General features: G+C 57.6%; 11 protein-coding genes. 10 read left to right on the forward strand and 1 reads right to left on the reverse strand.

Annotated features, from left to right (window positions below):
- Positions 1-311: 311 nt before the first annotated feature.
- The 10 genes from ctaE to QP909_RS00510 all read left to right on the forward strand — a co-directional run bounded on the left by ctaE (position 312) and on the right by QP909_RS00510 (position 11,441).
- The gene (gene ctaE, locus QP909_RS00465; RefSeq protein WP_448341695.1) at positions 312-923 is read left to right on the forward strand and encodes an aa3-type cytochrome oxidase subunit III; all 612 of its coding nucleotides are present in this window, start codon (positions 312-314) and stop codon (positions 921-923) included.
- 53 nt (positions 924-976) lie between these two features.
- A complete protein-coding gene (gene qcrC, locus QP909_RS00470; RefSeq protein WP_225746703.1) occupies positions 977-1,864 on the forward strand; it encodes a cytochrome bc1 complex diheme cytochrome c subunit in 888 nt (295 codons plus the stop codon).
- Positions 1,861-3,081 carry a cytochrome bc1 complex Rieske iron-sulfur subunit gene (qcrA, locus tag QP909_RS00475; protein WP_198491715.1) on the forward strand — a complete coding sequence of 407 codons (1,221 nt, stop codon included), beginning with the start codon at positions 1,861-1,863 and terminating at the stop codon, positions 3,079-3,081. Before qcrC ends, qcrA begins: the two co-directional genes overlap by 4 nt.
- Positions 3,081-4,703 (forward strand): cytochrome bc1 complex cytochrome b subunit, encoded by a 1,623-nt coding sequence (gene qcrB / locus QP909_RS00480; RefSeq protein ID WP_284765746.1) that lies wholly within the window; start codon positions 3,081-3,083, stop codon positions 4,701-4,703. The genes qcrA and qcrB overlap by 1 nt, the downstream gene beginning before the upstream one ends.
- 954 nt (positions 4,704-5,657) lie before the next feature.
- Complete coding sequence (locus QP909_RS00485) at positions 5,658-6,287, forward strand: C40 family peptidase (protein WP_284765747.1); 630 nt, start codon at positions 5,658-5,660, stop codon at positions 6,285-6,287.
- Between the two features lie 114 nt (positions 6,288-6,401).
- The gene (locus QP909_RS00490) at positions 6,402-7,445 is read left to right on the forward strand and encodes a C40 family peptidase (protein WP_284765748.1); all 1,044 of its coding nucleotides are present in this window, start codon (positions 6,402-6,404) and stop codon (positions 7,443-7,445) included.
- A complete protein-coding gene (locus tag QP909_RS00495; protein WP_284765749.1) occupies positions 7,446-8,549 on the forward strand; it encodes a glycosyltransferase family 4 protein in 1,104 nt (367 codons plus the stop codon).
- Positions 8,550-8,587: 38 nt separating this feature from the next.
- Positions 8,588-9,520, forward strand: a complete 933-nt coding sequence (locus QP909_RS00500; RefSeq protein WP_225746707.1) for an ROK family protein — start codon at positions 8,588-8,590, stop codon at positions 9,518-9,520.
- Positions 9,521-9,543: 23 nt separating this feature from the next.
- Entirely contained in the window at positions 9,544-10,284 is a 741-nt protein-coding gene (locus QP909_RS00505) for a lysophospholipid acyltransferase family protein (protein WP_284765750.1), read from the forward strand.
- Positions 10,285-10,346: 62 nt separating this feature from the next.
- Entirely contained in the window at positions 10,347-11,441 is a 1,095-nt protein-coding gene (locus tag QP909_RS00510) for an acyltransferase family protein (protein WP_284765751.1), read from the forward strand.
- Here the strand turns inward: QP909_RS00510 and QP909_RS00515 are convergent.
- Positions 11,347-12,528 (reverse strand): glycosyltransferase 87 family protein, encoded by a 1,182-nt coding sequence (locus QP909_RS00515; protein WP_284765752.1) that lies wholly within the window; start codon positions 12,526-12,528, stop codon positions 11,347-11,349. The genes QP909_RS00510 and QP909_RS00515 overlap by 95 nt on opposite strands.
- Between the last annotated feature and the right edge of the window lie 51 nt (positions 12,529-12,579).

A 12,579-nucleotide genomic window follows, 5' to 3' on the forward strand; every position in this document is an offset into this window, starting at 1 on the left:
TGGGCGTTTAGGGGGCCCGTGGAATGTGATTTATCTCTCTGGATGGCTGGGATCGGGTGCGCTAATTGGCGCATCGACAAGTGTGGGCCGCAGGCGTCTGGGGTGCTTAGGAATTTCAGGGTAGGGCCCAGCTGGTGGTGTCACCTGCATCAATGGGGCGTCGGAAAGCGGGGTAAAAAGTTCCCGTTTGGAGGAATATTGTTTTTGGCCCTCACGAGCTGAACGTTCGCTGGATGAAGCATCAAAAACGAATAGAGAAAGCGGGGGGAATCGAGGTGACTTTAGCGCTCAGAACAGCCATAATAGCCACTGTGACGAGCGTAGTTTCTAACCAAGGTATGACAGCACCACGTGCTGCCTCGCTGAACCGACCCAATATGGTCAGCGTGGGCACCATCGTGTTCCTGTCTCAGGAATTGATGTTCTTTGCCGGACTGTTCGCGATGTGGTTTACCTCGCGAGCAAACGGTCAGGAAGGCGATTGGGCGGAGCACACCGCCCATATCAACCTGCCCATGGGTTTCCTCATTACGGCAGTGCTGATTTCTTCTTCTGTGACCTCGCAGTTCGGCGTGTTTGCCGCAGAAAGGGGTGACGTTTACAAGCTTCGACTCTGGTACACCGTGACGCTGGTACTGGGCGTTGTGTTCTTGGGCATCATGGCGTTCGAGTGGGCCGAGTTGATTCACGCAGGTGTGACTGTCCAGGCCAGCGTCTTTGGCTCGGTGTTCTACATCATCACCGGCTTCCACGCTGCGCACGTGACCGCGGGCCTGATTTCTTTTGCAATCATTCTCGCGCGCGTTGCTAAGTCCAAGTTCACGCCGGCACAGGCGACCGCAGCAATGGCAGTGTCCTACTACTGGCACTTCGTTGACGTTGTGTGGATCGGCGTTTTCACCGTTATTTACTTGGTTCAGTAGCACTGGCCAAGATCCCCAAACAGTCCTCCCGTGTTCGAGTTATCTAAAGGAAAATGATGGATAACAATTCGCAGTCCGTGGCAGTGGAGCAGACCACTGCGGCGGCTAAGAAGACCCGCCGTCGCCGCAAGGCGAAGCGCACCCTTGCCGGTGGCTTCGCTTTGGCGATTGGCCTGTCCGGTGCGGGCGTCTTGGCTTCTGCCTTGACCCCGGATGCACAGGTCGCCACGGCGGAAAAAGATGACCAAGCCCTCGTCCAAGAGGGTAAGGACATCTATGACACCGCTTGTATCACCTGCCACGGTGCCAATCTGCAGGGCATCGAAGGTCGCGGTCCGTCCCTCGTTGGTGTCGGTGCTGGTTCCGTGTACTTCCAGGTGCACTCCGGCCGTATGCCGATGATGTCTAACGACGCACAGGCAGAGCGCAAGGCTCCCCGCTACACTGAGCAGCAGACTCTGGCGTTGGCTGCATATGTTGCAGCTAACGGTGGCGGCGCTGACATTGTCTACAACGACGACGGAAGCGTTGCCCAGGAATCGCTGCGTGGTGCTAACTACAACGGCGAAATCCAGGCAGAAGACATAGCGAAGGGCTCCGAGCTCTTCCGCATGAACTGCGCATCCTGCCACAACTTCACCGGCCAGGGCGGCGCACTGTCTTCCGGTAAGTTCGCTCCGGAGCTGGCTCCGGCAAGTGAGCAGGAAATCTACCAGGCAATGCTGACCGGCCCGCAGAACATGCCTAAGTTCTCTGACCGCCAGCTGACCGCAGACGAGAAGAAGGACATCATTGCCTACCTCAAGTCTGCAAAGGAAACTCCTTCCCCAGCAGGTTGGGACCTTGGTGGTCTCGGCCCAGTAGCGGAAGGCCTGGCAATGTGGATCATCGGCATTAGCGCCCTCTGCGCTGCCGCTATGTGGATTGGATCGCGCTCATGAGCAATGTGAAGAAGAATTACACTAACGCTGAGCTCGACAAGATGAGTAACGATGAACTCGCTGCTCTTGGTACCGAGCTCGACGACGTCACCGTTGCGTTCCGTAAGGAGCGCTTCCCAGTCGAAGGTGACCCAGCTGAAAAGCGCGCTGGACGTAACGTTGCTATCTGGTTGTTCCTGTCCGTCATTGGCGGCCTTGGATTCCTCGGCGTTTACCTGTTCTGGCCGTGGCAGTACAAGCAGCTAGGGGAGGAGGGCCACATTTGGCACACTCTTTACACCCCTCTGCTGGGTATTACTGCTGCCCTCGCAATTTGCGGCTTGGGCATTGCCATTGTTCAGTACGTTAAGAAGATTCTCCCAGAGGAGATTTCCGTTCAGCGTCGTCACGACGGTCCGTCCGAAGAGGTTGACCGCCGTACCCTGACCGCTCTACTGAACGACTCTTGGAAGACCTCGACTCTGGGTCGTCGCAAGACCGTTCAGGGTCTGCTGGGCGGCGCCGGCGTTCTGTTTGGTCTAACCGTGATTGCTCCGCTCGGCGGCGCAATCAAAAACCCTTGGAAGGTACGCCACAACATGAATTATGCCGGCGACGGCACCCTGTGGACTTCCGGTTGGACCCTGCACAATGAAGGCGTCAAGCTTTACCTCGCCCGCGACACCGGTACTATTGCCGAGAAGCACTCTGGTGAAACTGGTGAACACTACAGCACCAAGGGTGTAACCCGCTTGGTTCGCGTGCGTCCAGAGGATCTAGCGGCAGGCGGTATGGAAACCGTCTTCCCGCTGGCAGAAGAAGACGTCAACGATGGCGACAAGTACGATGCCGAGCGCGATGTCTACGAGCACCACATGCACTCGATTCACGGCAACCGCAATGCGGTCATGCTGATTCGCCTGCGTCACAACGACGCTCAGAAGGCAATCGAGCGCGAAGGTCAGGAAGACTTCCACCACGGTGATTACTACGCCTACTCCAAGATCTGTACCCACATCGGTTGCCCGACCTCTCTGTATGAGGCTCAGACCAACCGAATCCTGTGCCCGTGCCACCAGTCGCAGTTCGACGCTTTGCAGTACGGTAAGCCGGTCTTCGGCCCGGCTGCCCGCGCACTGCCACAGCTGCCTATCACGGTGGATGACGAGGGCTACCTCGTTGCACAGGGCAACTTCATTGAGCCTGTCGGCCCGGCATTCTGGGAGCGTAAGTCATAATGAGCAATAAACTCGCCCAAATGGGCAACAACATGGATGAGCGCTATAGCGCCGCCGGCGTGTTGAGGACTCAGCTGAACAAGGTCTTTCCGACCCACTGGTCCTTCATGCTTGGTGAGATGGCGCTATACAGCTTCATCATTCTTGTACTGACCGGTATCTACCTGGCGCTGTTCTTCGACCCTTCCATCACCAAGGTCATTTACGACGGCACCTATGCACCGCTTAATGGTGTAGAAATGTCCCGCGCATACGCCACCGCGCTGGATATCTCTTTTGAAGTTCGTGGTGGCTTGTTCGTGCGCCAGATGCACCACTGGGCAGCTCTGCTGTTCATGATGTCCATGGTTGCGCACATGCTGCGTATCTTCTTCACCGGCGCGTTCCGTCGTCCGCGTGAAGCAAACTGGATTATCGGTTGCGCACTTATTCTGCTGGGCATGATCGAGGGCTTCCTTGGTTACTCCCTGCCGGATGACCTGCTTTCCGGTGTTGGTCTGCGAATCATGTCCGCCATCATCCTGGGTCTGCCGATTATCGGCACCTGGCTGCACTGGGCAATCTTTAGCGGTGACTTCCCGTCCGACCTGATGCTGGATCGTTTCTACATCTTGCACGTTCTGGTTATTCCGGGCATCATCCTTGGCCTGATTGCAGCCCACCTGATTATGGTTTGGTTCCAGAAGCACACCCAGTTCCCTGGACCGGGCCGTGCGGAGAACAACGTCGTTGGCGTCCGCATTATGCCGGTCTTCGCCACCAAGGCCATTGGTATGGGCATGATGGTGGCTGGCGTACTGGCGCTGATGTCTGGTCTGCTGACCATTAACGCCATCTGGCTGCTTGGACCTTATAATCCATCCCAAGTTTCTGCTGGTTCCCAGCCAGATATTTACATGCTGTGGACTGACGGTGTTGCCCGTGTCATGCCGGCTTGGGAACTCTACATCGGCAACTACACCATTCCTTCCGCGTTCTGGGTAGCTCTGCTGTGTGGCCTCATGGTCGTCCTGCTAATGGCGTACCCGTTCTTGGAGAAGAAGTTCACCGGTGACGATGCACACCACAACCTGCTGCAGCGTCCGCGCGATGTTCCTACCCGCTCCGCTATCGGCGCTGCTGCCATCGTGTTCTTCCTGCTGGTCACCCTGTCCGGTGGTAACGACCACGTGGCACACTTCTTCCAGATTTCGCTGAACGCTATGACCTGGGTTGGTCGTATCGGCCTCATCGTGCTTCCTCCGATTGCGTACTTCATGACCTACCGCATTTGCGTTGGTTTGCAGCGCTCTGACCGGGAGGTTCTCGAGCACGGTATTGAAACCGGCGTCATTAAGCAGATGCCGAATGGTGCCTTCATCGAGGTTCACCAGCCGCTCGGCCCGGTTGATGCCGAAGGCCACCCGGTTCCGCTCGAGTATGCAGGCGCTCAGGTGCCGAAGCAGCTGAACCACCTCGGACTCGCTGATTCCGAGACCCAGGGCACCTTCAGCCCTGATGATTCGGCCCTCATGCACCGAGTACACGAAATCCACTCGGATAACCACGACGAGGAAGCGGAGATGTTCCGCCGCCTCAACGAGGCTAACCGCCGTGAGGACGAGGAAAACGGCCGCATTTAGCCGCTTTTCCTGAGGATTACTCGAAACGCGCTCACAGAACCGCCCTTGCTCCTGCTGAAGGAGCAAGGGCGGTTTGCGTATGTACAGATAGATTCCGGCCCCAGTCCTCATCCTTTTGGCTGCTACAGGAGTTGTTGAAGGGGAGCTGTTGCGTGCCTGTAAGTATTTATGAATCTAGAAGCATCCGAAGAACTGCTGGAGCTTGTTGTGCAGCCGGTTTAGTACATGTTCTGGTGCGCGGATTGTCGATAGTTTGCGGTTTTGTCGCGCTTTACTGTTTCAGGAGCCTAGTGCGTGGGCTCAGGTGGGTGTGAATGCCGAAAGGCTTTATTGTCTAGAGGTACGCTGCGCTCGTCGGTTTAGTGCCTTTGGGGCTTCAAGAAGCGGTTTAGCTAAAACGACCGCAAGGAAAGGTGGCAAAGCGGGGCGCCGTCGTGATGAAAGCGAGACTCTAGACGTGCGTTAAAGGAGTGACATCGAGGGGGAGGAGGGACTGTCAAAATGTCGTAGTGTTGAAAGTCACAAATTAGAAAAGTGTTAATTGTTAAGCTTACTCTTAGTGAGGGCACTTCTTGGTCGGATGCCCGACATCCGCTGTCATTTGTGCAGCTTGTGGCCTCGAGGCGGTGGATTCTGGCGGGTGCTAGCATCCATATGGAGGTTAAATCTCGGCAAGGTCAACGGAAGGTAACGAAGCGATAACAAACGTTATTTTGGTGTCGCGAATGGACATTGCTTGTGATGATTTCGTAACCTATTCGAGACATTGAGTTACCGCCCGAAAAGGTGCTCAATCTAAACAGAAGAATTACAGCGCCGCATCTGGCCCTTCCTACTGAGGGGCCGAGTGGAGGAAATCCTAAAGGAACGGATTCCCAACGAACGCTAGTCCCCTAGGGTCAGAGCTTCCTCTATGAGGGAAGTAGGCGCGCAGGAAGATTTGGAGTTTTACTCATGGCACAGCACCGTCGTCAGGGCATTAAGAACACCCGTCGCATCGCATCTACTGCAGCACTGGCTGCAACCGCCGCCGTCGTCGCACCGGGCGTCGCACAGGCAGCAGAGGTCGTCGTACCTAATACCGACTACCGCTTTGAGGTAGCAGGCCTGGAAAACGTCCCGAACATTGACCAGGTTCCGAACATTGACCGCTACGTTCCGTCCCTGGGGCAGGTTTCTAACCAGCAGAACACCAACTACGCAGCAGCTGGCCACAAGCAAGCCGCCCCGGCACAGCAGACCGTTGGCCAGAAGGCACTGGCAGCAGCCCGCTCCGTCATCGGTTCTCCGTACGTATACGGCGCCGCTGGCCCGAACGCTTTCGACTGCTCCGGTCTGACCAGCTGGGCATACGCTCAGGCTGGCAAGCAGATCCCGCGTACCTCTCAGGCACAGGCTGCCGCCGGTACCCCGGTATCCCTGGATCAGCTGCAGCCGGGTGACATCATCGCTTACTACGGTGGTGCTTCCCACGTTGGTATCTACACCGGCCACGGCACCATCATCGACGCCCTTAACTCCGGCGTCCCGGTTCAGGAGCGCGACCTGAACTACATGCCGATTCACTCCGCAGTTCGCTTCTAAGAAGCAGCGGATCTTGCCCTCCCCTTCGCGGGGAGGGCTTTGTCGTGCATCAGGGGGTAAAACCCGCTATAGTTAGTACGATTTTTAAAACTTTCTTAGTCTAAGGGTCCTTACGTGTCTAAACGAGTACTTCCTGCAGCTGCACTTGCAGCGGCACTTGCTGTTACGTCGGTTTCTGGGATTTCGCAGGTTGTTGCGCAGGAGGCGGCTCCGCAACAGGAGGGCGCCACTGAAGATGTAGACGCCTTGGTAGAGCGCGTTGGCGAAGTCGCGCGCAAGGTTTCTGCCAAGAACGAAGAAGTAAAAGAGCTCGAGGTCAAGCTCGAGGAAAAGCAGGCTGAGGTCGCTGAATCTGAGCAGGCTGCCGCTGAAGCACAAACACGTGCGGATGATGCGAAGGGCGACGTTTCCACCCAGCAGGACCGTGTCAATGGCATCGCACAGTCGCGCTACCGCGGTGATTCCCGTTCGGCAGTGTCTGGAGCTTTGGCTGCAGAAGATCCTTCCGATGCCGTAGAGCGCATGGGCTACCTCGGCGCGCTGTCCCGCAAGGCCCAGCGCACCCTCGATGCCAAGGCTAATGCCGCTTCCACGGCGGAAGAGGAAAAGCATAAGGCTGCCGACGTCGCCACCAAGGTACGTGAGGAAAAGAAGGCGCTGGAAGAGCAGCGCGAGGAGCTTCTCAAGGAAAAGGAGGAGCTGGAAAAGCAGCAAAAGGACATCGAAAAGCAGGTGGACGCTCTCGATGAACAGCAGCGCGAGGCCTGGGAAGGCCAATTCGGCGGATCTGATAAGCCGGATATGGATCTGGGTGATGTAGCTGACGGTGCTGCCTCTGCTGCCTTGTCGAAGCTGGGCGCCCCATATGGCTGGGGTGCGGCTGGACCCGATCAGTTCGACTGCTCTGGATTGATGTTCTGGGCGTATCAGCAGATTGGCAAGTCCATTCCGCGTACATCGCAGGCGCAGATTGCCGGTGGCACGTCGGTACCACTGGAAGACCTACAGCCGGGCGATATCGTGGGCTATTACCCGGGAGTAACTCACGTGGGCATGTACATCGGTAATGGCCAGGTAGTCCATGCCTCTACCTATGGCGTGCCTGTTCAGGTGGTACCGCTAAAGTCCATGCCGATTACCGGAACGGCGCGGTACTAAGTGGCCCGCGTTCTGCTGGTAACTAATGACTTCCCGCCCAAGATTGGCGGGATTCAGTCTTACCTGCGCGATTTCGTAGCAACCCTAAATCCGCGCGATGTCGTGGTCTTCGCCTCTACCCAGGAATCGCCGGCGGAATTCGATGCCGCGGTGGACTATAAGGTCATCCGCTGGCCTCGCCGCGTGATGTTGCCGACGCCTGCCACGGTTCGTCGGATGCAGGAGATCATCCGCACAGAAAATATTGACATCGTCTGGTTTGGTGCAGCCGCGCCCCTTGCTTTGATGGGCAAGGCCGCAAAAGAGGCGGGGGCGACCCGTGTAGTAGCTACGACGCACGGGCACGAAGTGGGGTGGTCAATGGTGCCCGTTGCTCGGCAGTGCCTGCGCCGCATTGGTGACTATGCTGATGTGATTACCTATATCTCCGACTACACCCTGCGTCGGTTGCGTCGACCATTTGGACCGAACCCGTGCTGGGAGCACCTGCCTTCCGGAGTGAGTGTGGAGGGCCTTTCTCCAGCCACGCCGGAGCAACGTGCATCGGCAAAGGCAGAGTTCGGAGTCAGCGGGCCGACCATCGTCTGCATTTCGCGGTTCGTTCCACGTAAGGGGCAGGATCAGCTTCTACGCGCTATGCCTCTCGTGCGTGAAGAATTTCCGGATGCACAGCTCCTACTTATTGGGCGCGGACGCTACCGCGCGGCTTTAGAACAATTGGCGGAAATCTACTGTCCAGACTCAGTGATTCAGGAAGCGGAAAGCATTGAGGCTGCATTGCACGCAGCGGATGTTTTTGCCATGCCGGCACGCACTCGCGGCGGAGGGCTTGACGTCGAGGGCTTGGGAATCGTCTATTTGGAGGCGCAAGCGTGCGGCCTGCCAGTTGTCGCCGGAGACTCCGGTGGTGCACCAGAGACGGTGACGGGGGAGACGGGAGTCGTCGTCAAGGGCGCCTCTGTGCCGGAACTAGCTGAAGCGTTGAAAGCTCTTTTGGCCGACCCGCAGCGTAGGCTTCACATGGGGCAGGCGGGGCGTCGCCATGTGGAAGAGAATTGGACGTGGCGGATAATGGGGCAGCGATTGCGGCAGCTGATGTCTTGATGTGACCCTAACCCGGTTGTCGGTATATTCTGTTATGCATGCTTAAGAAGAACTCCGCCGATCTGACTATCGGCTTCGACGTCGGTGGCACCAACGTGCGCGGCGGAGTGATCACTCGGGAGGGTGAGATCCTCGCGAGCCGCACGGTTCCCACTTCCATGGACGTCGAGCAGCTGGAAGCGGACATTGTGGGCATCGTCGATGAGCTGCGCGCCGACTATGAGGTGGACGCCGTCGGCCTCGCCTTGGCGGGATTTTTGGATCCTACGTGTGAGGTAGTGCGCTTCGCCCCGCACCTTCCCTGGCGGCACGCCAACGTCCGAGAATCGCTTTCGCAGAAGCTCGGTATGCACGTGCGTTTGGAGCATGATGCCAATTCCGCCGCGTGGGGTGAGTGGTGCTTTGGAGCTGGCCGCGGAGCAGAGGATTGGGTTTTCTTTGCGGTAGGAACAGGAATTGGCGCGACGTTGATGACGCATGACACCATCTACCGCGGTGCGTTTGGTACCGCCCCAGAATTTGGGCATATCGTGGTGGTCCCCAATGGTCGGCAGTGCTCCTGCGGCAAGCGAGGCTGCTTGGAACGCTATGCCTCCGGTACCGCGTTGCCGGATACCTGCGCTGATCTGCGTGGAAGCTATGAGACCTCGCTGCCGGCTGATCCCACAGGCAAGGAAATTACCCAGGCCGCGCGGCGTGGAGATCCGCTTGCCGTCGCGGTGATGGAAGACTTCAGTCGGTGGCTGGGCCAGGGCCTATCCATTGTTGCTGATGTTTTGGATCCGGAGCTCATCGTGCTCGGCGGCGGCGTATCCCAAGATGCGGACCTCTACCTCGAGGGCGCTGCCCAAGCCATGGGACAGGACATTGTCGGGGCAGGGCATCGCCCCCTCGCACGTGTTGCCACCGCAGAATTAGGGTCGGCAGCGGGTATGATTGGCGTAGCCGATTTGGCCCGCAGCGGCCGTTAAAACTAACAAAGGACGACCTGGCGATGAAAAACAAGTGGTACTGGGCTTTTAAGCACATCTTCTTCGGACCCGCCCTGCGAGTATGGAATCGCCCGTGGACCGAGGGCATCGAGAAAATCCCCGCTGAGGGCCCTGCGATTTTGGTGTCGAATCACCAGGCGGTTATGGATTCCTTCTTCTTTCCTTTGGTGTGCCCGCGCCAGATCACGTTTCCGGCTAAGTCAGAATACTTCACCACTCCTGGCCTTGTTGGTAGCCTGCAAAAGTGGTTCTTTACCTCGGTAGGCCAGGTCCCCATCGAGCGCGATAGCGAGGACGCTGGCGACGCCATCGTGGAAACCGCAGAAGGCATTTTGTCCCGTGGCGATCTCTTCGGTATCTATCCGGAAGGAACTCGTTCCCCAGATGGCCGCGTGTACAGGGGACGCACCGGCATGGCGCGCATCGCCATGGAGACTAATCAGCCAGTATTTCCCATCGCGATGATCAATTCGCGCAAGGCCAATCCCATTGGCTCGTGGATTCCCCGTCCTTTCAAGGTTGGCGTGCGGGTAGGAGACCCCATCTGGCCGCATGAGTGGGCCAAGGAGCGCGGGATGAATCCGGCCGAGCATGAGACTATCCGCGCCTTCACCGACTTTGTGATGCGCAATTTGGCCGAGCTGAGCGATAAGCCTTATGTTGATGTGTACGCCTCCGATGTGAAGGCTTCGCTCAAAGCCGGCCATGGTTACCCCGCCGGCGCTGAATACAAGGGGAGGTAATCACTATTCCCAAGGCCCGCTTAGCTTGGCCAGATACCGCTAAAGGCGTATCCATTATCGGCGTGGTGCTCTTGCACGTCACGCTGGTGGTTCCGGAAGGTGAGCTAACGTGGTTGGCTGACCTAAACATGTGGCTGGATCCCCTTCGCCTGCCCTTGTTTTTCCTCGTATCCGGCTATTTCTCTACCAAGATCTTTCGCTATTCATTCAGCGAGCTTTTTACACGCCGCCTGTGGTTCTTCCTCGTGCCCTATACGGTGTGGATGACCGTTGAGCTGTGGACTAAGCGCATCGAGTATCACTGGGTATTTGGTGATCCGTATCTGCAGCTTTCTGATCTGCTCTATAACCTCCTGTTGGGTCATACCATGGCGTGGTTCATTCACGCGCTCATCTTTTTCAATATATTTTTGTGGGCCGTGCGCAGGTTGCCCTCGTGGGCGGGTATAAGTCTGAGCTTTGCGCCGTTGCTGCTTATAGCCTGGCAGGATCATTACTTCTTTATTGGCAAGGCAATCATGTTCTTGCCCATCTTCGTCGGTGCGGCCTACCTTCGCGGGCCTATTACGCGGTTTGCCGACGCCGCCGAAGCACCCTTCAAAGGCACCTTCCGCAAGGCCTCTATGTGGGCATATGGTGTGGCAATCATTAGCTACATCGCGGGACTTACCATCCGGCACACCTGGAATGCCGTCGAAGGCGAGGTAGCGGTGCAGTGGCCACTGCCAGGCGGGGATTTTCTTGGCCGAGGCGATCTAGACCTACTGATTCGCTTTGCGGAGCAGACGCTTGAAACCCCAGCGGGCATCGTTGGTGCTGTCCTTATTAGCCATATTCCGGCTCTGTCCACTGTTGTAAAGTTCGTGGGCCGGCATACCCTGCCCATTTACTTGGCCCACCCAATCGGCATGACGCTGGGGTACGGCTTCTTCATGGCCCACCGCGATTACGTGGTGAGCCTTGCTGGCCAGTGGCCGCTGGAAAATACCTGGTTCTGGATCGGAATGTGCTTCTTCTACTCCGCTGCGGCATCGGTAGCGCTTTGGGCGCTCGGGAAGGTTCCTATCCTTGGCTGGACGCTGGTTCCGCCGCGGATTGATAAACGCCGGCCCGTCGTAGAGCCAATGGTAGCGAGCAAAGAACCAGCAGAGCGGTAACGATGGCGTAGTCATTGCCCACGATGTGCTGCCACCATGCCCAGTCCAGCTCTTGGTCATTGGCATGGGGGACAAGCCAATGCCCGCGGGCGAAAAGCGCCAGCCATGTCAGCGCACCGAGCGCCCAGTGGCGCTGCGCCACTAGCAGCACGCCCGCCAATACTAGCCAGGTGAAGTGGTGTGACCATGACACGGGCGAGCACAGGAGCGATACTGAAGCGGCCAGTAGCATGAGTACCGCCTGGTTCCCGTGGGAGAGACGCTCCATGGCAAACCACACGATGGCGACGACGAGGACAACGGCCACGAGCCACAGCTTTTCAGCGTGTTCGGGGACTAGGCGGCTAAACAAACCGCGCAGAGATTGGTTGGAGCTATAGGCAAGTCCACCGATGCGGTTGGAATCGCGCAGTGTTTCGCTCCAGTACTGGATGGAGCTATGTGGATTACAGGCGAAGGCGATGAGTCCAGCTGCCAGAAAGGAACCCAGGGCGCTGAAAAAAGCGCGCCATTCGCGGCGGACGAAAAATACGGCAAGGAATACCGCAGGGGTGAGCTTGATTGCCATTGCGATACCGGTAAGCACGCCCCTGCCGCGTCCGGGGCGCAGCCAGAGAATATCCGCTACTACAAGTGCGGTGAGCAGGATGTTGACCTGCCCGAAGCTAAAGGTCTCCGTAATCGGTTCAGTAAGCATCGCCGCCAGAAGCGCCCAGCCTGCCCAGCCAGGGCAGCCAAGAGAGCGCAGGACCAGGGCAACGCAGACCCACAGGGCAAGTAAGGAGGCGACAGATACGAGGATGCTCGCTGCGGTGAGGGGAATCCAGCTCAGTGGGGCAAAAAGCAGCGCCGCAAAGGGCGGATAGGTGAAGGGAAGAGAGACATCGCGATTGCTGCCGACGAGATAGTCCTTGGCGTAGAGGTCGCTGCCAAAGCCGGCCCCGCCTTCGCGGTAAACGTCCAGGTCAATGTGGTAATACGTGGAAAAATGGCCGGAGAAAAGCTCCGGAATATCAATGAGCCACCAGAGGGCCACGAGGACAGAGAGGCACAAGGGCAAAGCAGTAAACCACAAAGATTTCTTCACGCCAGAAGTGTACAACCGTCTCTTTAAGGGGCCAATTTATCGCCGCAGACT

It is taken from the genome of Corynebacterium sp. MSK195 (assembly GCF_030228885.1).
GTDB lineage: Bacteria > Actinomycetota > Actinomycetes > Mycobacteriales > Mycobacteriaceae > Corynebacterium.